The organism is Luteimonas notoginsengisoli (assembly GCF_042648885.1).
GTDB lineage: Bacteria > Pseudomonadota > Gammaproteobacteria > Xanthomonadales > Xanthomonadaceae > Luteimonas > Luteimonas notoginsengisoli.
Genome location: NZ_JBHRYF010000009.1, coordinates 109,637 through 129,625, shown reverse-complemented (window position 1 = coordinate 129,625; position 19,989 = coordinate 109,637). Strand labels below are relative to the sequence as shown.

General features: G+C 69.1%; 17 protein-coding genes and 1 pseudogene. 4 read left to right on the top strand and 14 right to left on the bottom strand.

The window, feature by feature from the left end; all coding sequences use genetic code 11:
* Positions 1–77 precede the first annotated feature (77 nt).
* On the top strand, positions 78–2,498 hold the full coding sequence (gene pbpC / locus ACFOM9_RS12720) for a penicillin-binding protein 1C (RefSeq protein ID WP_386711398.1): 2,421 nt from the start codon (positions 78–80) through the stop codon (positions 2,496–2,498).
* Between the two features lie 148 nt (positions 2,499–2,646).
* Here the strand turns inward: pbpC and ACFOM9_RS12715 are convergent, their stop codons facing one another.
* Both ACFOM9_RS12715 and ACFOM9_RS12710 read right to left on the bottom strand, forming a co-directional pair.
* The gene (locus ACFOM9_RS12715) at positions 2,647–3,213 is read right to left on the bottom strand and encodes a ferritin-like domain-containing protein (RefSeq protein WP_386711395.1); all 567 of its coding nucleotides are present in this window, start codon (positions 3,211–3,213) and stop codon (positions 2,647–2,649) included.
* Positions 3,214–3,228: 15 nt separating this feature from the next.
* Positions 3,229–3,708 carry a peroxiredoxin gene (locus ACFOM9_RS12710; protein ID WP_386711392.1) on the bottom strand — a complete coding sequence of 160 codons (480 nt, stop codon included), beginning with the start codon at positions 3,706–3,708 and terminating at the stop codon, positions 3,229–3,231.
* A gap of 201 nt (positions 3,709–3,909) precedes the next feature.
* On the opposite strand from ACFOM9_RS12710, the gene ACFOM9_RS12705 reads away from it, so the two are divergent.
* Together ACFOM9_RS12705 and ACFOM9_RS12700 are read left to right on the top strand one after the other, a co-directional pair.
* Complete coding sequence (locus ACFOM9_RS12705; RefSeq protein ID WP_386711930.1) at positions 3,910–4,269, top strand: Hsp20/alpha crystallin family protein; 360 nt, start codon at positions 3,910–3,912, stop codon at positions 4,267–4,269.
* Between the two features lie 87 nt (positions 4,270–4,356).
* On the top strand, positions 4,357–5,265 hold the full coding sequence (locus ACFOM9_RS12700) for a DnaJ C-terminal domain-containing protein (protein WP_386711389.1): 909 nt from the start codon (positions 4,357–4,359) through the stop codon (positions 5,263–5,265).
* A gap of 248 nt (positions 5,266–5,513) precedes the next feature.
* On the opposite strand, the gene ACFOM9_RS12695 is transcribed toward ACFOM9_RS12700, so the two are convergent.
* Positions 5,514–5,930 carry a response regulator gene (locus ACFOM9_RS12695; RefSeq protein ID WP_386711386.1) on the bottom strand — a complete coding sequence of 139 codons (417 nt, stop codon included), beginning with the start codon at positions 5,928–5,930 and terminating at the stop codon, positions 5,514–5,516.
* Positions 5,931–6,003: 73 nt separating this feature from the next.
* Positions 6,004–7,020 (bottom strand): YhdH/YhfP family quinone oxidoreductase, encoded by a 1,017-nt coding sequence (locus ACFOM9_RS12690; protein WP_386711383.1) that lies wholly within the window; start codon positions 7,018–7,020, stop codon positions 6,004–6,006.
* 337 nt (positions 7,021–7,357) lie between these two features.
* Between ACFOM9_RS12690 and ACFOM9_RS12685 the strand changes: the two genes are divergently transcribed.
* On the top strand, positions 7,358–8,263 hold the full coding sequence (locus ACFOM9_RS12685) for a 5'-nucleotidase (protein ID WP_386711381.1): 906 nt from the start codon (positions 7,358–7,360) through the stop codon (positions 8,261–8,263).
* Between the two features lie 224 nt (positions 8,264–8,487).
* Here ACFOM9_RS12685 and ACFOM9_RS12680 read toward each other — a convergent pair whose 3' ends face one another.
* The 10 genes and pseudogenes from ACFOM9_RS12680 to can all read right to left on the bottom strand — a co-directional run bounded on the left by ACFOM9_RS12680 (position 8,488) and on the right by can (position 19,976).
* Positions 8,488–9,039, bottom strand: a complete 552-nt coding sequence (locus tag ACFOM9_RS12680; RefSeq protein ID WP_386711378.1) for a DUF2939 domain-containing protein — start codon at positions 9,037–9,039, stop codon at positions 8,488–8,490.
* A gap of 419 nt (positions 9,040–9,458) precedes the next feature.
* Positions 9,459–10,145 carry a DUF2461 domain-containing protein gene (locus ACFOM9_RS12675; RefSeq protein ID WP_386711375.1) on the bottom strand — a complete coding sequence of 229 codons (687 nt, stop codon included), beginning with the start codon at positions 10,143–10,145 and terminating at the stop codon, positions 9,459–9,461.
* A 118-nt stretch (positions 10,146–10,263) separates the two neighbouring features.
* Positions 10,264–11,700, bottom strand: a pseudogene (sbcB, locus tag ACFOM9_RS12670) (exodeoxyribonuclease I); the annotation flags it as partial.
* A gap of 256 nt (positions 11,701–11,956) precedes the next feature.
* Positions 11,957–13,333: an FAD-dependent oxidoreductase gene (locus ACFOM9_RS12665; protein WP_386711372.1), complete on the bottom strand. Its 1,377-nt coding sequence runs from the start codon at positions 13,331–13,333 to the stop codon at positions 11,957–11,959.
* 18 nt (positions 13,334–13,351) lie between these two features.
* Positions 13,352–14,644 carry a kynureninase gene (gene kynU / locus ACFOM9_RS12660; protein WP_386711369.1) on the bottom strand — a complete coding sequence of 431 codons (1,293 nt, stop codon included), beginning with the start codon at positions 14,642–14,644 and terminating at the stop codon, positions 13,352–13,354.
* Between the two features lie 262 nt (positions 14,645–14,906).
* Positions 14,907–15,932, bottom strand: coding sequence for an amidohydrolase family protein (locus ACFOM9_RS12655; protein ID WP_386711366.1), 1,026 nt, complete (start codon positions 15,930–15,932; stop codon positions 14,907–14,909).
* A 10-nt stretch (positions 15,933–15,942) separates the two neighbouring features.
* Entirely contained in the window at positions 15,943–18,057 is a 2,115-nt protein-coding gene (locus ACFOM9_RS12650; RefSeq protein WP_386711363.1) for an FUSC family protein, read from the bottom strand.
* 294 nt (positions 18,058–18,351) lie between these two features.
* Complete coding sequence (locus tag ACFOM9_RS12645) at positions 18,352–18,882, bottom strand: 3-hydroxyanthranilate 3,4-dioxygenase (protein ID WP_386711360.1); 531 nt, start codon at positions 18,880–18,882, stop codon at positions 18,352–18,354.
* A gap of 3 nt (positions 18,883–18,885) precedes the next feature.
* Positions 18,886–19,311, bottom strand: coding sequence for a RidA family protein (locus tag ACFOM9_RS12640; RefSeq protein WP_386711353.1), 426 nt, complete (start codon positions 19,309–19,311; stop codon positions 18,886–18,888).
* Positions 19,308–19,976: a carbonate dehydratase gene (gene can / locus ACFOM9_RS12635; protein WP_386711350.1), complete on the bottom strand. Its 669-nt coding sequence runs from the start codon at positions 19,974–19,976 to the stop codon at positions 19,308–19,310. Before can ends, ACFOM9_RS12640 begins: the two co-directional genes overlap by 4 nt.
* Positions 19,977–19,989: the final 13 nt, after the last annotated feature.

Below are 19,989 nucleotides of genomic sequence, written 5' to 3'. Positions count from 1 at the left end.
TTGATTCCTTCTCCCTTCGGGAGCAGGTGCCCGAAGGGCGGATGAGGGACGGGAGCTTCACGGACCGACGAGCTTCCATGGCCCTGAAAGTTCTTTCCCTCATCCGTCGCTTCGCGCCACCTTCTCCCGATGGGAGAAGGAAAAGCTGGCGACGCATCCTGCCGTTGCTCCGCTGGGGCACCGTTGCCTTCCTGCTGTCGCTGCTGGTGCTCGACTTCGCCTTTCCGCTGCCGCTGCCCGAGAAGCGCGACACCAGCACCCTGGTCGTCGCGCGCGACGGCACGCCGCTGCGCGCATTCGCCGATGTGCAGGGCGTCTGGCGCTACCCGATCAGGCCGGAACAGGTCTCGCCGCTGTACCTGCAGGTGTTGCTGAACTACGAGGACCGCTGGTTCTGGCGCCACCCCGGCGTCAATCCGGTGTCGCTGCTGCGTGCCGGCGGACAGTGGCTGCTGCGCGGGCACATCGTGTCGGGCGGATCGACGTTGACCATGCAGGTCGCGCGCATCCTCGACCGCCCCGCCGACGGCCGGCATTCGCGCACGCCTTGGGTCAAGCTCAAGCAGGTGCTGCGCGCCCTGCAGCTCGAGGCGCACCTGTCCAAGCGCGAGATCCTGGCGCTGTACCTCCAACGCGCGCCGTTCGGCGGCACCATCGAGGGCGTCGAGACCGCGAGCCGGGCCTACCTCGGCAAGCCCGCCTCGCGCCTGTCGCGCGCCGAGGCCGCGCTGCTCACCGTGCTGCCACAGGCGCCAAGCCGCTGGCGGCCGGACCGGCATCCCGACGAAGCCCGCGTTGCCCGCGACAAGGTGCTCGACCGGATGGCCGAACTCGGTGTCTGGACGCCGGCGCAGGTCCGCGACGCGAAGGTCGAGGCGGTGGTGTCGCGCAGCCTGCATGCGCCGCTGTCGGCGGCGTTGCTGGCGCAGCGACTGCGTGGCGAGCATCCCGGGTCGGCGCGGATCCGTTCCACCATCGACGCGGGCCTGCAGCGCACGCTGGAGGAGCGCGTCGCCGCTTACTTCTCCGATCTCCCGCCGCGCACCTCCGCCGCGCTGCTGGTGGTGGACAACGCCACGCTGGAGGCGCGCGCCTACGTCGGCTCGGTCGCGTTCGGTGACAAGGCCAGGCTCGGCGACGTCGACATGGTGCAGGCGTGGCGGTCCCCGGGCTCCACGCTCAAGCCTTTCCTGTACGGCATCGCGCTGGACGACGGCCTGATCCATTCGGAAAGCCTGCTGGTGGACGTGCCCCAGTCATTCGGCGGCTACCGGCCGGGCAACTTCAACGCGGCGTTCAACGGACCCGTGGGCGCGGCCGAGGCGCTGCGACTGTCGCTGAATATCCCGGCGGTCGACCTGCTGGACCGCGTCGGCCCCGCGCGATTTTCCGCGCGCCTCGACAATGCCGGAATCTCTCTGAAGTACCCGCGTGGGGCCCGGCCCAACCTCTCGGTGATCCTTGGCGGCACCGGGGCGCGGCTGGAAGACCTGGTCGGCGCCTACGCGGCGTTCAATCGTGGCGGCATCGCCGGGCGCGTGCGCTACACACAGGTCGATCCGCGCGTCGACCGGAGGCTGATGTCGCCGGGCGCGGCCTGGATTGTGCGGACGATCCTCGAGGCAAATCCACGTCCGGGCGAACGCAACGACACCTTCGACCGCCGCGGCCGCCCGCGGGTGGCCTGGAAGACCGGCACGAGCTATGGCTTCCGCGATGCGTGGGCGGTCGGCGGCACGCGCCGCTACACGGTGGGCGTCTGGGTGGGGCGACCCGACGGCACGCCGTTGCCGGGGCAGTACGGCGCGGTCACGGCGCTGCCGCTGATGTTCGAGGTCGTCGACAGCCTGCCGCGCCGGCGTGGCGACAACGTGCCGCGCCCGCCGCCGCGCAGCGTTGCGGACATCGAGATTTGCTGGCCGCTCGGCATCGCGGCGGATGCGCAGCCGGCTTCGCTGTGCCAGCGCAGGATGCGGGCGTGGACGCTGGACGGGGTCGTTCCCACGACTTTCGCCGAACGGGGCGCACGCTTGTGGAATGCGGGGCGCGAACGGTTCGATGTCGACGCCGCAACAGGCGAGCGGGTGTCGGCCGCCTGTTCGCTGCCGCACGAAACCAGCAGTGTCGAGATCGCACGCTGGCCGGCGCTCGCGTCGCCGTGGCTGTCCGCAGCCGAACGCAGCGCCTCGCGGCTGCCGCCACTGGCCGATGACTGCATGGCCGACGGACGCGGCGCGGCCGAAGAGCTGCGGATCGAGGGGATCAACGATCGCGCGACGCTGGCGCGGGCGCCGGGCAGCCGGCACGCGGTCAGGCTGTCGCTGCGTGCGCTGGGGACCGGTTCGAAAGTGCAGTGGCTGCTCGACGGCCGCCGGATCGGCGAGTCCCGGGGCTCGGCCTCATTCGCGCACGACTTCGGCGACGCCGGTGACCACACGCTGACAGCGCTGGCCGAGAGCGGCGCATGGGCGAGCCTGCAGTTCCGCGTGCTCCCCTAGGGCGCGCCGGTCGCAGGTCTCGAGGCCCTGGCGAGGACGGCAGTCCGATCGCCCGACGGTCGGCTCGCGTCGACGGCGCTCCGGGCGGTCGCACGCCGACACAACGCGCGACAAGCGGCACCGAAGTGATCGGTGCCGCCCGCCTGCTTCAGCCGATCCATCCCTCCAGCAGATCGGCGAACTCGTCGGCATGCTCTTCTTCCTGCGCCAGAATTTCCTCGAGGATGCGCTTGGTCGTGGTGTCGCGATCGCCGATGTAGTTGATCATCTCGCGATAGCTGTCGATGGCGATGCGTTCGGCGACGAGGTTTTCGGTGACCATGTCGCGCAGGTCCTTGCCTTCCTTGTATTCGGCGTGCGACCGCGCGGTCAGCGTGTCCGGATTGAGGTCCGGTTCGCCGCCGAGCTGGACGATGCGTTCCGCGATCTTCCCCGCGTGTTCCTGCTCCTGCTTGGCGTGCTCGAGGAACTCGGCCTTGACCGCGTCGGCCAGCATGCCCTTGGCCATGAAGTAGTGGCGGTAATACCGCAGGACGCACACGTACTCGGTGGCCAGGGCATCGTTGAGCATCCGGATCACGGCCTCGCGGTCGGCGACGTAGCTGCCGGTGATCGCGCCGTCGTCGATGTTCATCCGGGCGCGTGCCCGCAGGGTGGCGGTATCGGTGAGCGGCGACGCGGAGGCCGCTGCATCGTTCGCGGTGGGCTTGGACATGAGTGGCTCCTCGGGTCAGGACAATTGGCTGAGCAGGTGCTCGGCCGAGGACACGCGGAACTCGCCCGGCGCCTCGACGTTGACGATGCGCACCACGCCATCTTCGGCATAGAGCGAAAAGCGCTTGGCGCGCATGCCCATGCCGTAGGAACTGGCGTCCATCTGCAGCCCCAGCGCCTGCGCGAACTCGCCGTTGCCGTCGGCCAGCATCAGCAGGCCTTCGGGCGCGTGCTGGCTCTGGCCCCAGGCCTGCATCACGAACGGATCGTTGACCGACATGCACAGCACCTCGATGCCCTTGCTGCGGAATTCGTCGAAATGCTGGATGAATCCGGGCAGGTGCTTCTCCGAACAGGTCGGAGTGAACGCGCCGGGGACGGCGAACAAGGCGACCTTCTTGCCCTCGAACAGGGTAGGGGTGTCGATGATTTCGACGCCTTCGTCGATGCGCTGGAGCCGTGCCTCTGGAATCGGGTCGCCGGGCTGGATGGGCATTGTGCGGGATCCTGTGGAAGTGAACGCAGTCTAGCCCCGGCGTGGAAAGGCAACGTCAAGAGGGTCTTGAAATCCCGGGCCGGGCACCTACCTCGTGGACATCGCGGCGATTGTCGCTGCCCCAATCTTCCGAGGTTTCTCAGCATGAACATCGTCCATTACCGCCAGTGGCCCTCGCGCCGCCCGGACACCGCCGCCGCAATGGCGGCTTCCTCCAACGTGCAGTGGTTGCCCCAGGTCGACATCCGCGAGGAAGCCGATCGTTTCGTGATCCACGCCGACCTGCCGGGCGTCGACCCGCAGGACATCGAAGTCCAGATGGACAAGGGCGTGCTCTCCATCCAGGGCGAGCGCAAGGCGGGCACCGCCGTCGAGGGTGCGCACTACACCCGCGTGGAACGCCGCAATGGCAGCTTCAACCGGCGCTTCGTGCTGCCCGACAGCGCCGATGCGGACGGCATCGTGGCCAGCGGCCGCAACGGCGTGCTGGAGGTCAGCATCCCGAAGAAGCCCGAAACCACTCCGCGCCGCATCCGCGTCGGCGTCGAAACCGTGCAGTAGCCTTTTCACCGCGAAGGCGGGCACAAGGCGGATAATCCTGGCTCGCGACGCAACGTCGCGGGCCGTTTTCGCTGGAGGCACCGATAGATGCAGTTCAAGGATTACTACGACATCCTCGGCGTGGAACCGAGCGCGGGCGACGCCGAGATCAAGACGGCGTACCGGCGGCTGGCGCGCAAGTACCACCCCGATGTCAGCAAGGAGGCCGGCGCCGAGGATAATTTCAAGGCGGTCAACGAGGCCTACGAGGCGTTGCGCGATCCGCAGAAGCGCGCGGCGTACGACCAGCTGCGCGCGCGCGGCTATCGCCCGGGCGACGAGGTACAACCGCCGGCCGGCGGCTACGGCCAGGGCGGTGGCGAAGGCTTCGATTTCGACGAGGTGTTCGCCGGCGGCGGTGCGGGCGGCGGCTTCAGCGACTTCTTCGAAAGCCTGTTCCGGCGCCAGGGCGGCGGCGGGTTCTCGCAGCAGCAGGCGCGCGGCCGGCAATCGCAGGCCGACCTGCGCGCGCGCCTGGCGGTGTCGCTCGAGGCGGTGTACCGCGGCGACAGCGTTCGCGTCGGGCTCAACGGCAAGACCTTGGACGTGCGCGTGCCCAAGGGCGTGAGGCCGGGCCAGGTGATCCGGCTGGCCGGCCAGGGCAGCGGCGGCGGCAGCCTGCTGCTGGAGATCGAGTACGCCGCGCACCCGCAGTTCGAGGTGGACGGCCGCAACGTGATCTACACGTTGCCGGTGGCGCCGTGGGAAGCAGCACTCGGCGCGACGATCAGCGTGCCGACGCTCGGCGGCCGGGTCGACCTGAAGATCCCGGCCAATTCCGAAGCCGGCCGCAAGCTGCGCCTGCGCGGTCGCGGGTTGCCCAACGGCGCGTCGGCTGCCGCCGGCGACCAGATCGTCGAACTCGAAGTCCAGGCACCGACGCCGCGCAGCGATGGCCAGCGCAAGGCCTACGAAAGCCTTCGCGACGCTTTCGCCGGCGACTGGCGGCGGGAGTAAGGCGCCGCTGCCCTGACGACACACGGTACGCGGGCGCATCAGTGGGCAGTTCATCAAGCAGCCACCGGCCACCCGCTTCGTTGACGAACTTCGCTGGTACTTCCGACCTCGCAGATCCCAGTCGCGGACGCGTTAGCAAGCGATGTTCTTGGGACGAAAAGGCGGAGCGGTCGCGCGATGCAGCCGACCGCGCGAGCACCGGAAAATGATCGGGATCGTATCGGCGAACGTGCCGCCGAAAGGAATCGTCACTCCGCAGTCGGCGGTTCCGGCTCCGGTTCCGTCGAAGCAGCCGGCGCATCGCCACCGATCGTGCCAACGATCGCTTCGGCCAGTTCGGTTTCGGAGAACGGCTTGGTCAGGTAGGCCTTGGCGCCCTGGCGCATGCCCCAGACGCGGTCGGTGTCCTGGTCCTTGGTGGTCACAAGCACCACCGGAATGTGCTTCGTGCTCGGGTCGCGCGTGATCGAACGGGTGGCCTGGAACCCGTTGAGGTTGGGCATCACCACGTCCATCAGGATGAGGTCGGGCAGTTCGCGCTTGGCGGCCTCCACGCCGGCGGCACCGTCTTCGGCGGTCAGCGCTTCATGGCCCAGCTTCTCGACGATGCGTCGGATCCCCATCAGCTGCGAGGGCGAATCGTCCACGATCAGAATGCGCGCCATGATGTTCCCCGTTGGGTGCGTGGAGATTGTAGCGGGGGCGCTGGCGGCCGCAAGCAGGCGTCGGTCTGACGCGCTATGAGGCCGATTCCGCCGTCCCGCCGAGGTTGACCAGCGTCCGGCCCATCGAGCCGCCTGCGAGCATGGTGTCGAACACCGCCGGCAGCTGTTCCAGCGTCGCCTCGCGCGTGCAGATGCGGTCCAGGTGACGCGGCTTCCAGTCGCTGGCCAGTCGGCGCCAGACTTCGTCGCGGATGTCGCGCGCGGTGCCGGCCGACGCCACGCCCAGCAGCGACACGCCGCGGATGATGAAGGGCATCACCGTTGCGGGCAGCTCGTGGCTGGCGGCGAGGCCGGCGCTGGCGACGTTGCCATAGGCGGCGGTCTGCGCGAGCAGGCTGGCGAGCATGGGCCCGCCGACGTTGTCCAGGCCGCCGCCGAAACGCGTGGATTCCAGCGGCCGGGCGCTGGCCAGCGCGTCGCGGCCCAGCACTTCGCTGGCGCCGATGGCCTGCAGGTAGCCGGCGTGTTCCGGCTTGCCGCTGACGGCGTGCACCGTGTAGCCGGCACTGCTGAAGATATCGACCGCCAGCGAACCGACGCCGCCGGTGGCGCCGGTCACCGCCAGCGGGCCGAGCGACGGGGTTTGCCGGTTCTCCTCCATGCGCAACAGGGCCAGCGCCGCGGTGAACCCGGCGGTGCCGAGGATCATGCTTTCGCGCAGGTCCAGCCCTGTAGGCAATGCGACCGCCCACCGCGCTTCGATCCGCGCGTACTCGGCATAGCCGCCGTCGCGGGTTTCGCTCAGGCCGGAACCGGTGACCAGCACCGCATCGCCCTCGCGGAACGCGGGGTCGGTGGACGCCACCACGTGGCCGGCTACGTCGATGCCGCCGACGAGCGGGAACCGGCGCAGGATCTTGCCCGTGCCGGTACCGGCCAGCGCATCCTTGAAGTTGACCGACGAATGCGCGACCCGGACGACGATCTCGCCCGGCGCAAGGGCGTCGAGCGATATCTGTTCGATGCCGCTGCGATGGCCGCCGTCGCCGCCGTGGATGCGGAAGGCGTTGAACCTGTCGGGGATGGTCATGGTCTCGTCGTCCTGCAGATGCGCGTCGCGTCACTGCGATGATGCCCCGCAAAGTCGTGCGCTTCCACCGGCGGGAAGCCGCCGCGGCCGCGCCATCCGTGGAGCATCCAGCCATCCGTGGAGTTGTGGGAGCGGCCATGGCCGCGATGCCGTCCAGGCCGCTTGGCAAGCCGGGCCGGCCCAAGCTTCCCCGGAAAGGCATCGTGGCCATGGCCACTCCCACGAGAGCAATGCGGGTCCGCCCTCCGCGCCCTGGCTGTGTCGACCGGAAACCAGCCTGCCTATCAGATACACGCATGTCGCAGCCGCTGCGACCGATACGCGGCACAATGCCGCCATGTCCGACACACCCGCCGACCTGCTCACCGTCGCGATCTCCTCGCGCGCGCTGTTCGACCTCGAGGAAAGCAACAGCCTGTTCGAGGCGCGGGGCATCGACGCCTACGCCGAGCACCAGCGCAGCCGCGAGGACGACGTGCTCGAGCCCGGCATCGCTTTCCCGCTGGTGCGCAAGCTGCTCGCGCTCAACGAGGGCGCGCCGCCCGAATCGCCTCGGGTGGAAGTGATCCTGCTCTCGCGAAACTCTTCGGACACCGGGCTGCGCGTGTTCAATTCGATCCAGCACCACGGCCTTGCGATCTCGCGCGCGACGTTCACCTCCGGCGCGCCCACCTGGCCGTACATCAAGCCGTTTGGCGCGCAGCTGTTCCTGTCGGCCAATCCCGTCTCCGTGCGCGGCGCGCTGGAGAACGGCATCGCCGCGGCGACCATCCTGCCGGCCAGGGCCCAGGCGCACCGGCACGACCAGCTGCGCATCGCCTTCGACGGCGACGCGGTGATCTTCAACGACGAAAGCGAGCGCGTCTCGCAGGAAGGCGGCATCGAAGCCTTCCACCGCCACGAACGCGAACGGGCGCGCGAGCCGCTACCCGGCGGGCCGTTCCGCGGCTTCCTCGATGCGCTGCACCGGCTGCAGGCCGCTTATCCGCCCGGCGAGGCGTCGCCGATCCGCACCGCGCTGGTCACCGCGCGGTCGGCGCCCGCGCACGAGCGCGTGATCCGCACCCTGCGCGAATGGGGCGTGCGCCTGGACGAGGCGCTGTTCCTCGGTGGGCGCGCCAAGGGGCCGTTCCTGGATGTATTCGGCGCGGACATCTTCTTCGACGATTCGCTGCACAACATCGATTCCGCGCGCCAGCACGTGGCCACCGGGCACGTGCCGCACGGCGTGTCGAATCCCTGACGCCACCGCGAAAGCCGGCGTCGTGGGAGAGACGTCCGCCGGGAGGTCACGGCGACCTCCTCACTGCGCGCGGGAACGGGCGTCCGGAAAATGCGGATTTCGCGGAATTTTGAATCCCGCCGAAGCTGTCGATCGATTGCCGGTGGCGCGAAACCAGCTGGCCGAAGTTTCTCGCGATTGCGCGAAAGCTCGTGGCTCAAGCCGCTCCCACAAGCGCGGGAAACCTACGGAGCATCCTGCAGCGGCAACCGGATATCGGACAATTTCCAGTCCATGCCGTGCCGTGTCATCACGAACACCACCGGGCGACCCTGGTCGTCATGCACGGTGGCGGTGAAGCGCGACAGCGACTCATAGCGGTATCGGGCATCCTCCAGCGGCCGCGGCTTCGAGGCATCGCGTGCCTCGCTGCTGGTGGGCGGCGGCAGTCCGCTTGCCCGATCCCAGACCTTGCGGCCTTCCATCATCGCGCCGAGCCCCGTCGGGGTGACCATGGTGTCGACCAGGCTGCCGACCAGCCCGTTGGCGATGCCGAGTCCGAAAATCGCGAGGGGATTGTCCGGTGACGGCGCACCGTTCTTCCGCAGCAGGTGGTCGGCGAGTTGGGCCTTGAGGCTGCTGCGCAGGGCCGGAAAGTCGACCTGCCTTGCCATTGCCGCGGCGTCCCGCGCCTGTGCCGCATCCCGGATCGCGTTGACGGTCCGGTACGGACCGATCGCTGTCCAGCCGAGGAGGACCAGCGCGAGCGCAGCGGCGAGCCAGAGCCATTTCTTCATCGTCGGTATCCCGGGAGGCGTGTCGTGATTCTAGGACACCGCCGGTCGAGTCACTTTGCCTTCATTCCGTGCAAGTGGGGTTCCAGCGGGGCCAGCCAGCTGAGAGACAACGCTGCCGCACACAGGCGTTCGTCCGTTGAAGCCGCGTATTTGCCGCAATGACGATACTTGTTCGCCGTTGCGTTGGCGCGAGTCCGTCGCGCATCGGCAGCGTTCATTCGGGGCGGGCGATGCCTCGCCTTTTGACCACCGTTGCCACGCCCTGCAGGGCGCGGGGCGGTCGCAAAGGGTTCGTCCTTCCTGCTCAAGTGACTGCGTGACTGCGTGGGCGATTCGCGATTACGCCTGCCTGGCGATGTGCGAGGGCTGCAGGCGCTCCGCCTGCAGCGCTAACTGCGCGACGTGCATCCAGCAGCAGCTCAGAATTCCAGATCCAGGGCCGCGCACAGGTAGTCGACGAACGGCCCCAGCGCCACCAGGTCCTGGGCCAGGGTCTGCCGCAGTTGCGGGCCGGTCATCACGCTGTCGTCCACCGCGCGCGAGGCGACGAAGTTCTTGTGCCGCAGGTCGTCGATGAAGGTGAAATCCGCAGGGAATCCGCGCGGCGGGCGCACCAGCATCTCGTCGGTTTCCAGATCGAAGCGGCGGCGGAAGGCCGGTGCGTGCGCCGCGCTTTGCCAGCTGCCGGGGTTGTCGAATATGAACTGCCGGACCCGCCGCTGCGTCGGGGTTTCCGGATGCCACAGCCCGGCACCGACGAAGCAGTTGCCCGGCTGCAGGTGCAGGTAGAACGACGGCGCGGGCACCTGGCGCGAGCGCTCGTGGAACAGCCGCGCGCCCTGCCATGACTTGTAGGGCGTCTTGTCGTTGGCGAAGCGGGTATCGCGCTGGATCCGGAACAGCGAACCGCCGACCGTCTTCGGCTCGGAACGGAAGTGCTCGCTCACCGTGCGCAACTCCGGCTGCAGGTCGGCCAGCAGGGACTGGAAGGGACCCCGCACGTGGGCGTCGTAGTCGGCCTTGTGGGCCTGGAACCAGGCGCGTTCGTTGTGGCGCGCCAGCGCGCGCAGGAAGCGGAAGCTCTTGTCGGTGAAGTAGGTGGTCATGGCTGGATCATGGGGTGTGGAGGCCCGGAAGGCCTGCGGGGTGAGCGGCTCCATCCTCGCGACCGTCCGATGTCTCCGGCAACGTCGCCTCGCGCAAACCGCTCTCGCCGGCCATGGAAACGGACGCCTGCAATCGACGACCCCAGTCTGCAAGGCCGTCGAGCAACACCTGCCTGGCGCCGTCGCCGGCATGGGCCGCGCGCAGTTCCGCGATCTGCGCTTCGTACTGCGCGAACGTCAGCTCGGACAACCCGGAATCGTCGACCAGGCGCCGCCGGCGATAGGCGTCCCAGCGCGCCTGCTCCGCGGCCGACAACGTTTCGGGCCAGTTGCGCGCCCGGTAGCGGAACAGCAGCTCGGTCAGCCGCGGATCCTGGAACCCGAAATCGCGTGCGCCCAGTGCCTGCGGCGGGGTCGCGCGAACGTCGGCGCAGCGACGCTTGTCGCCGTCGCCGATGAAACCGTCATAGAGCCCGGCGTCGGCGTCGGAGGGCTCGCGTTCGGCGACGTTGGCGAAGACGCGGCGGACTTTTTCCGCCAGGGCCGGCGCCGCCGCGCGCAGCCGCACGGCGCGGGCTTCGACCAGCGCCGGATCGATGCAGAGCCGGGTGAAATCCGCTTCGCGCAGGTGGGCCCACTGGATCAGCGCAGGGCAGCGGTTGAGGTGGATTTCCTTGAGCGGAATCCGCGTCTCGCCCTCCGGCAGGTCGGCGGCGCGCACGTAGAGGCGGTCTGCAATCGCCTCGGCATCCAGGTCGAGCAGCGCGTCGGGTTCGCTGTCGAGGTCGAACGCGATCACCCGGCTCTCGATGCGCGGGTGGCGCGCGAGCGGCAACACCGCGGCTGCGCACAGGCGCGTGGCCGGATAGCGCTGCGACACATGCAGCACCGGCGTCATCGCGATCGTGTCGAGGAGGGTGGCGACGTGGCGCTTGTCGCGCAGGCGCGCGGCGTGTTCCCACAGCCGTGGCTGCGACTTCCGCAACAGGCGCGCCATGCCGATCAGCGCGCGTACGTCGGACAGCGCTTCATGCGCGTCGCCGATGCGCACGTTGTTGGCGGCCGCGAGGTGCTCGAGCCGGAACGACGTGGCGCCGTCCTCGCGCCTGGGCCACTCGATCCCGTCGGGACGCAGCGCGTGCCCCAGGCGCATCACGTCGAGCAGGTCCCAGCGCGAGTTGCCGCCGCGCCACTCGCGCTCGTAGGGATCGCGGAAGTTGCGGAACAGGCCGTGGCGGATGAACTCGTCGTCGAAGCGCAGCGAGTTGTAGCCCAAGGTGCAGGTTTCCGGGCGCGCCATCTCCTCGAAAATGCGGGCGAAGGCCTCGGCCTCGGTCACGCCGTCGCGAAGCGCGTCCTGCGGTGCGATGCCGGTGACCAGGGTGGCCATGGGCGAGGGCAACAGGTCGTCGGCCGGCTTGACGAAGAACTCCACCGGCGCCTCGACCTCGTTGAGCTGCGCATCGGTGCGGATCGCGGCGAACTGCGCGATGCGGCTGCGACGCGGGTCGGTGCCGAAGGTTTCGAGGTCGTAGAAGAGGAAGCTGGCGGGCATGGGTCGTCGAGGGTTCCGTTGTCTACCGTAGGAGCGGCTTCAGCCGCGAGCTTTGGCTTCGGCTCCTCCCCCTGCGACGGCAGGGGGAGGTTGGGAGGGGGTGCCCACGGCTCGCGGGCTGCTGAAGACACCCCTCCCCAACCCTCCCCTGCCTTCGCAGGGGAGGGGGGCAAGCGCGCGGCTGAAGCCGCTCCCACAAGGACGCGGGGGAGGCATCTTGCCGCAAGCCCGTCGCAGGCGGCGCGACCGGCCGGTGTCAGGCATCGTCGACCAGCGGCGTCAACTGCTTCTCGACCTCGGAGTCCACCGTCGCCCAGTCCACGCTGTCGAGCGAATCGAGGCCGCGGGTGGCCGCCACCAGGATCCCGCGCTGGATGTTGCTGCGCTCCAGCGCCACGGAGTACGGAATCCGCATGAACGTCACCATCGCGTAGTGCGGTACGAAACGGCCCGGATGGCGCTCCTGCAGCCTGCGTTCCAACCCCTGCTGCAGCAGGAAGTCCGGATCGTCGACCAGGTCGCGCATCTCGATGTAGTTCTCCAGCGCCATGTCCTGGATCGCGGTGGCATCGGGCTTGCGCCCGGCCTCGAAGGCGGCGAAGGCGCTGGCCAGCGTGTCCTGGGCCTCGATGCACTCTGCCAGCGCCACGCAGTCCTCGAACGCGCAGTTCATGCCCTGGCCGTGGAACGGCACCATCGCGTGCGCGGCGTCCCCCAGCAGCACCGCTTCGCCGCCGAGGTGCCAGCGATCCAGGCGCAGCGTGGCGAGGCTGCCGATGGGGTTGGCCTCGAAGTCGCGTTCCAGCTCCGGGATCAGCGGCAGCGCGTCGGGAAAATCGCGTTCGAACAGCGCACGCGCGTCCTGGGCGGTAACGATCGAGTCGAAATCGGGATCCTGGCTGTCGCCGTCGCCGTGCAACGCCATGAACAGGGTGACGGTGAACGTGCGCTCGTCGTTGGGCAGGGCGATGCACATGTAGCGGCCACGCGGCCAGATGTGCAGCGCGTTGGGCTCGATCCGGTAGCCGCCGTCGCGCGCGGGCGGGATCTCCAGTTCCTTGTAGCCGTGGCCGAGCCATTCGGTGCGTTCGCCGAGATCGCTGCGCGCGGCCATCTGCGCCCGCAGGGTGGATCCGGCGCCATCGCAGCCGAGCAGGGCATTGAACGGGTGCACGTGCAGTCCGCCGTCACCGCGGTAGCTGGCGGTTCGCGCATCGAAATCGACCGACTGGAGCCCGCGATCGAAATGCAGTGTGGCGCCCGCCGCCTCGGCGGCGTCGATCAGGGTGATGTTGAGTTCCCCGCGGCTGACCGACCAGATGACTTCGCTGTCGTCGCGGCCGTAGCGCTGCAGTTGCGGTTCGCCGCGCAGCGGATGCACCATGCGGCCGCGCATCATCACCGCCTGGTCCAGCACGGCGCGATCCGCGTCGGCCGCACGCAGCGCGTGCAGGCCGCGCTCGGCCAGGGCGAGGTTGATCGAGCGCCCACCGGCATAGCCGTGCAGGCGCGGATCGCCACGACGCTCGAACACGTCCACTTGCCAGCCGCGCCGGGCGAGCAGGGTGGCCAGCAGGGCGCCGGCGAGGCCGGCGCCGATGATGGTGAGGGATTTGGGATCAGTCGTGTTCAATTGGGCTCCTGGAAACCGTCATTGCCCGCGCCAAGCCTCTACCGCCCGCACGAATCGCAGCACGTCCGCGTGGTTGTTGTACATCGGCGCCGGGGAGATCCGGATCACGTCCGGCTCGCGCCAGTCGCCGAGCACGCCCTGGCTGGCGAGGAACTCGAACAGTGATCGCCCCGCCTCGCGTCCGGACAGGCCGCGGCCCGCCACCACGCGCAGCGATAGCTGGGCGCCGCGGCGTTCGGGTTCGCGCGGGGTGGCGATCTGCAGCGTCCCGCCCAGGCGCTCGTGGATCAGGCGTTCCAGGTAGCCGGTCAGGCGCTCCGACTTTTCGCGCAGCGCGCCCATGCCGGCGCGGTCGAACAGTTCCAGCGAACCTCGCAGCGGTGCGAGGCCCAGGATCGGCGGGTTGCTCAGCTGCCAGCCGTCGGCGCCGGCGGTCGGCACGAAGTCGGCGCCCATGCGGAAGCGCGAAGCCTGCTCGTGGCCCCACCAGCCGGCGAAGCGTGGCCGGTCCGTCCGCGCGTGGCGCTCGTGCACGAAGCAGCCGGCGACCGCGCCGGGTCCCGCGTTCATGTACTTGTAGTGGCACCACACGGCGAAGTCGGCGTCGCTGTCGTGCAGCCGGAGCGGAAGATTGCCGGCGGCGTGGGCGCAATCGAATCCGACCATCGCGCCGGCGGCGTGCCCCAGCCGCGCGATGCCGGCAAGGTCGAAAGCCTGGCCGCTGCGGTACTGCACGCCTGGCCACACGATCAGGGCCAGGCGCGGGCCGTGCTCGGCGATGGCGCGTTCGATGGCGGCCATCGAGAACGTGCCGTCCGCTTCGTCCGGCTGCAGTTCGATCAGGTCGGTGGCCGGATCGAAGCCGTGGAAGCGCACCTGCGATTCGAGCGCGTAACGATCCGAGGGAAACGCGCCGGCTTCCATCAGGATCGCCGGGCGCTCGCGCGTGGGGCGGTAGAAGCTGACCATCATCAGGTGCAGGTTGGCGGTGAGCGAATTCATCGCCACCACTTCCGACGGCTGTGCGCCCACCACGCGCGCCACGCCATCGCGGACGAGCTCGTGGTACGGCAGCCACTGCGCCTGCCCGGTGAAATGGCCCTCGACCGCCTCATGCGCCCACTTGTCCAGCACCTCCTCGACGTGCGCGCGGGCCGTCCTGGGCTGCAGGCCGAGCGAATTGCCGCAGAAGTACGCCTGCTCGCGGCCTTCGTGCACCGGGATCAGGAACTCGTCGCGCATGGCGCGCAGCGGGTCGGCGGCGTCGAGGGCGTTGGCTTGGGTGTCGTCGCTGGCGTCGGATTCGGTCATCGGAGTGTGCTTCGGTTTGCCCGCGAACTGCGCGGGAAGATGCGGATAGGCGATCTCGATCAGGTGGCGTACCCGCCGGTCGTTGCGGCGAAAGCGCAAACCCAGCGCCTCGCTTTTACCGCATCAGCTCATCGGGTCGGCTACTCGAACTGCGGAACGTCGCCTGTGCTTGCTTGGAGTAAGCAGTTGGAAAGCGGCGCAATCATCCGGCCCCTCTGCATCCCCCGATCCGCGGCCGGCGCAGCTTTCACAACGTGATGCACTAGGCGAACCGCGACTTCGGCAGGCCCAGCCACTCCAGCGCCGTGCCGTGGAACAGCTGCGCCTTCCCGCCATCGTCGAGCGCCAGCGCGTCGATCCCCGCGCCAGGGGTCTGCTCGCCGAGCGGAAAGGGATAATCCGTGCCGAGCATGACCCGATCCGCGCCGCAGGTGTCGAGCAGGTACTGCAGCGCGCGCGAGTCCGCGACCCAGGAATCGAAGTACAGGCGCTGGAGGTACTCGCGCGGGTTGCGCGGATTGTCGGTGGCGACCAGGTCCGGACGCATGTTGAACCCGTGCTCGATGCGGCCGATGGTATACGGGAAGCTGCCGCCGCCGTGGGCAAGGCACACCTTCAGTTTCGGCAGCCGTTCCAGCACGCCGCCGAACACCAGGCAGCAGGCCGCGCGCGACTGTTCGGCCGGCATGCCGACCAGCCAGGGCAGCCAGTATTTGGGCATCGACTCGGCGCCCATCATGTCCCACGGATGCACAAGGATCGCGGCGCCTAGGTCGGCGGCGGCTTCGAAGAACGGGAACAGTTCCGGCGCATCCAGGTTCCAGTGCACGCCGTCGCCGAGCTGGATGTGCGAGCCGATCTGCACGCCCTGCAGGCCGAGCTGGTCGATGCAGCGCTCCAGCTCCTGCACCGCAAGGCGCGGCGATTGCAGCGGCACGGTGCCGATCCCGGCGTAGTGGCGCGGATACGCGCGAACCGTTTCGGCCATGTGGTCGTTGAGCGCGGCGTGCAGTTCGAGCGCGTGGTGCGGCCTGGCCCAGTAGCTGAACATCACCGGCACCGTGCTGATCACCTGCACCGGCACGCCGAAGCGCGCGTACTCGTCGATGCGCTGCTGCGGGTCCCAGGTGTTCGACCAGATTTCGCGGAAGAACCTGCCGTCCTTGTAGATGCGGTGGCGGCCGTCGTCGGTGTGGTGGATGACCGGGAACCGGTCGTCGCCGTACTTCTTCGCCATGTCCGGCCAGTCGCGTGGCAGGTAGTGCGCGTGGATGTCGATCTTGAGCATGGCTGCCAGTTTACCCGCCCGGCCCGCTGGCCGCCGTCGCCTCCCGGGACCGTGCCTGGCGGAGCAGGTGGGCGAGGGTGTCGATGCTGTCGGCGATGCGGTCGCAGGTGTCGGCCAGTGCCATGCCGGCCTGGCTGGTCGCGAGTGATGCGTCGCGCGATAGCGCCTGGGCGAGCAGGCGTTCGGCGGCGCGCGGCGAGCGCACCTGCGGCACGGTGCGCTCGCGCAGGGCGTCGGCGATGGCGGTCAGCGCGACGTCGACTTCGCCTGCGAACGCGGACAGCTCGGGCAGTCGCGGCAGCGCGCCTTCGTCGCGCAGCGCGGCTTCCAGCGACAGCGACGTGCGGATCAGGCGGTGGGCATTGGCGAGAAAGGATTCGGTCGCGACCAGTTCGGCGGCCCGTTCGCGTCCGGGCTCGGCACGCATGCGGTCGAGCGAGGCCAGCACGCGGGTGCGCGCGGCGCGGGCGGCGGTGCGGGTCTCGTGCAGGGCGCCGATGTCGTTGCCGAGCACGGCCAGGATGTGGGCGCGGTAGCCGTCGATCAGCCTGGCCAGGGCGATGTTCGAACGCTGTCCCTCCCAGGTCGGCCACAGCAGGTAGGCCACCAGCGCCAGCGCGCTGCCCAGCGTCGTGCCCAGCACGCGCATGTGGATCGCATCACCCGGGGCGATGCCTTCGAACGCCAGCAGCAGCACCAGCATGCCGGTCAGCATCGCCACGCCCAGGCCATAGTTGACCGTCGCCAGCAGGCGGAAGCCGAAGCACAGCAGGGCCATCAGCAGCAACGACATCGATGCGTTGTCGACCACCAGGTGGACCACCAGCGAAGTCAGCAGCAGGCCGCCAAAGGTGCCGGCCACCCGCAGCAGGCCGAAGCGCAGGGTGCCGCCGAAGTCGGGTCGCAGCACGATGGCGGCGGTCATCGGGATCCACGCGCCGTGCGGGATTTCCAGCATGCGTTCGCTGGCGACAGCGACGGCAAGACAGGCCGCGCAGCGGATCGCATGCCGCATCGCCATCGAGGACAGGTCGAGGTTGGCGGCCAGCGTCCGCAGCGGGTTGCCCGGGCGAAGCGCCGCAGGCAGCTTCGCTTCGGCCAGTCCGGCACGGATCTCGCCCCGGCTGCTGGCCCAGTCACTGTTGCGCACCAGCGCGCGCAGCTGGCCTGCCAGCCCCTGGGCGCGGCTCGATGCGATCCGCAGCAAGCGCCGGTCGCGGCCACCGGCGACCGCGTCGATTGACTGCGCCAAGGCGTCGACACGACTGCCGAGCGTGGCCACTTCCTGTTCGGCGCGCAGCGGCTTTTCCGCCGCCAGCATCGCATCGGACAGGTGCCCGAGGATGGCCTCGGTGCCGGCGAGGACGCTCTGGACGCGGGCGATCGCCTCGGTGTCTTCGATGCGCTCGAGCACGTCGCCCAGCGACAGCAGTTCGATGCGTACCCGTTCGCACAGCTCGGCGATGATGCGGAAGGACTGCATCGCGCGGCCCCGCGAGCGGTGTTCGCCGTGCAGCGTTTCCAGGGCGTCCATGGCGGCCAGCGACACCGGCGGTGGCGACGACATGTCGGGTCGGGCACGGGCAGTCTCTGCCAGCTGCCGCAGCACGGTCGCGAGCGCGAAGCGTTCGGGCCGGTAGCGCTGCAGCGGCCAAGCCGCGACCGCCATCAGCATCTGCAAAACGCCGCCGGCGAAAATCAGGGCGGCCACCGCCGGCGCGTACGCGCTCTGTACCTGCATGTCGGCGGTGACGACCAGCACGATCATGCTGGTCATTCCCGCGCGCGCGATGACCGGCCCAAGCGCCACCAGCAGGCCGCCGAGCAGGCCGGCCAGCGCGGCGGCGAGCACGAACAGCCACGTGTGCCCGCCGACCAGGATGCCGACCAGTGCCGACAAGCCCGCCGCCGTCGCGGCCATGAGCATGTGGCGCATGCGCTGCCGGTAGGGCCCCGGCTGGTCGGTGAACATGGTGTTGATCGCGCCGGTGGTCATCGCCAGCCCGGCGGGCACCTGGTCGATCGCCAGCCCGACGGCGAGGGGCGCCACCACCGCGACGGTGTTGCGCAGCGCAACCCTGAGCGGGACGTCGCGGGGCTTGAGCGCGATCAGCGAACGCAGCAAGGCTGGCTTCCTTCCAGGCGGTCGCGCATGCCGGATGATCGGCGGCGCACTGCGGTGGAAGCGGCGTCAACCGCGCGCTTCGGGCTGCGATCGAGACTGGCGATTCGAAGACAAGGCCTGGTGGTTGCGGTCATGCCGATCCGTGCGAAGGGTTCCGGCGCCGCGGCGCGATCCCTGGTTGCGCCGCTGCGGTCGGGGATGGCGCTGTTGTTGGGAGTCGGGTCACCGGGGGCCAACGCTTCGTCCTTGCCGAAAAGCTCGCGGCTGAAGCCGCTTCTACAGGGTGGGGCCGGGTCAGGTGTCGGGGAACTCGTACTTGGTCGGCGCCGGATTCAGGTGTCCGCATTGCTTGCAGGTGCGGTGCTCGCGGGAGGCGTAGAAGCGCTCGAACACCGGCGGGAAGTCCTTCTCGATGTCGTGCAGGAAGAAATATTCCTCGTACAGCTTGTGGTTGCACTGCTCGCAGAACCACAGCAGGCCGTCGTCCTCGTGCGGCAGGCGCTTGCGCTCGATCACCAGGCCGATCGAATCGGGCATGCGCTGCGGCGAATGCGGCACGCGCGGCGGCAGCAGGAAGATCTCGCCGGCGCGGATCGGGATATCGCGCGGTCTGCCGTGTTCCTGGATGCGCAGCACCATTTCGCCCTCGAGCTGATAGAACCACTCGGGACCCTCGTCCCAGTGGTAATCGGTCCGTGCATTCGGGCCGCCGACCACCATGACGATGAAATCGCCGGCGTAGATCACCTTGTTGCCGACCGGCGGCTTGAGCAAATGGCGGTGTTCCTCGATCCACGCCTGCAGGTTGAGCGGGGCGGGCAGCATGGTCTACTCCTTGAATGCAGCGATGCACTTGAGTTCGATCGCGATCGGCGTCGGCAGCGCGTCGATTCCGAGGGTGGTGCGGCAGGGCGCGGCAGCAGGCTCGGGGAAATGTTCGGACCAGACCGCGTTGTAGCCCTTGAAATCGCGCGCCATGTCGGTGAGGAAGACGGTCACGTCGACCAGGTCCTCCCAGCGTGCCCCGCTGGCTTCGAGCACCGCGCGTACGTTGGCGAACACGGCGTGCGCCTGCGCGCCGATGTCGTGGCGCAGAACGCTGCCGTCGGCCGCGTATTCGTTTCCAGGAACGGCGTTGCTTTCCGGGTCGCGCGGGCCGATCCCCGACAGGAACAGCAGGTTGCCGACGCGCCGTGCGTGCGGATAGCTGCCGACCGGTCGCGGCGCGCCGCCGGCGTCGATCGCATCGCTCACGGCGCTTCCTCGGCCTGGCGTCCGCACAGCAGCGAAAGCGCGCGCGCGTAGGTCGGCGTCAGCGCGGCGGCGGAGTCGACATCCATGCCAAGTTCACGCACGCGCCCGTCGAGCAGGCTGTAGACCCAGCCGTGTACCGACAGCTTCTGGCCGCGCGCCCAGGCATCCTGGACCACGGTGGACAGGCAGACGTTCTCGGCCTGTTCGATCGCATTGAGTTCGCACAGGCGATTGGGTCGCTGCTCCACGGGGAAGCCCTCCAGCAGCGTCGCGTGCTTCTGGGCGACATCGCCGACGTGGCGGATCCAGTTGTCGGAAAGCCCGATGCGCAGGCCGTTGAGCGCGGCGTTGACGCCGCCGCAGCCGTAGTGTCCGACGACCAGGATGTGCTCGACCTTGAGCACGTCGACCGCGAACTGGATCACCGACATGCAGTTGAGGTCGGTGTGCACCATCACGTTGGCGATGTTGCGGTGGACGAAGACCTCGCCCGGCGCCAGGCCCATGATCTGGTTGGCCGGCACGCGCGAGTCCGAACAGCCGATCCACAGGTACTTGGGCGCCTGCAGTTCGGACAGGCGCTCGAAGAACCGCGGATCGTCCCTGCTCACGCCTTCGGCCCAGGCGCGGTTGTTGCGCAGGAGTTTTTCCAGTGCCTGTTTCATGCGGAGTCCTGCT

Excerpts from the sequence above, each read along its gene's own strand:
- ACFOM9_RS12655 (WP_386711366.1), bottom strand. The coding sequence starts at position 15,932 with ATGCTCAAGATCGACATCCACGCGCACTACCTGCCACGCGACTGGCCG.
- ACFOM9_RS12700 (WP_386711389.1), top strand. The coding sequence starts at position 4,357 with ATGCAGTTCAAGGATTACTACGACATCCTCGGCGTGGAACCGAGCGCG.
- ACFOM9_RS12695 (WP_386711386.1), bottom strand. The coding sequence starts at position 5,930 with ATGGCGCGCATTCTGATCGTGGACGATTCGCCCTCGCAGCTGATGGGG.
- ACFOM9_RS12690 (WP_386711383.1), bottom strand. The coding sequence starts at position 7,020 with ATGACCATCCCCGACAGGTTCAACGCCTTCCGCATCCACGGCGGCGAC.
- ACFOM9_RS12710 (WP_386711392.1), bottom strand. The coding sequence starts at position 3,708 with ATGCCCATCCAGCCCGGCGACCCGATTCCAGAGGCACGGCTCCAGCGC.
- ACFOM9_RS12685 (WP_386711381.1), top strand. The coding sequence starts at position 7,358 with ATGTCCGACACACCCGCCGACCTGCTCACCGTCGCGATCTCCTCGCGC.
- kynU (WP_386711369.1), bottom strand. The coding sequence starts at position 14,644 with ATGACCGAATCCGACGCCAGCGACGACACCCAAGCCAACGCCCTCGAC.
- ACFOM9_RS12705 (WP_386711930.1), top strand. The coding sequence starts at position 3,910 with ATGGCGGCTTCCTCCAACGTGCAGTGGTTGCCCCAGGTCGACATCCGC.
- ACFOM9_RS12715 (WP_386711395.1), bottom strand. The coding sequence starts at position 3,213 with ATGTCCAAGCCCACCGCGAACGATGCAGCGGCCTCCGCGTCGCCGCTC.
- can (WP_386711350.1), bottom strand. The coding sequence starts at position 19,976 with ATGAAACAGGCACTGGAAAAACTCCTGCGCAACAACCGCGCCTGGGCC.
- ACFOM9_RS12680 (WP_386711378.1), bottom strand. The coding sequence starts at position 9,039 with ATGAAGAAATGGCTCTGGCTCGCCGCTGCGCTCGCGCTGGTCCTCCTC.
- ACFOM9_RS12675 (WP_386711375.1), bottom strand. The coding sequence starts at position 10,145 with ATGACCACCTACTTCACCGACAAGAGCTTCCGCTTCCTGCGCGCGCTG.
- pbpC (WP_386711398.1), top strand. The coding sequence starts at position 78 with ATGGCCCTGAAAGTTCTTTCCCTCATCCGTCGCTTCGCGCCACCTTCT.
- ACFOM9_RS12645 (WP_386711360.1), bottom strand. The coding sequence starts at position 18,882 with ATGCTGCCCGCCCCGCTCAACCTGCAGGCGTGGATCGAGGAACACCGC.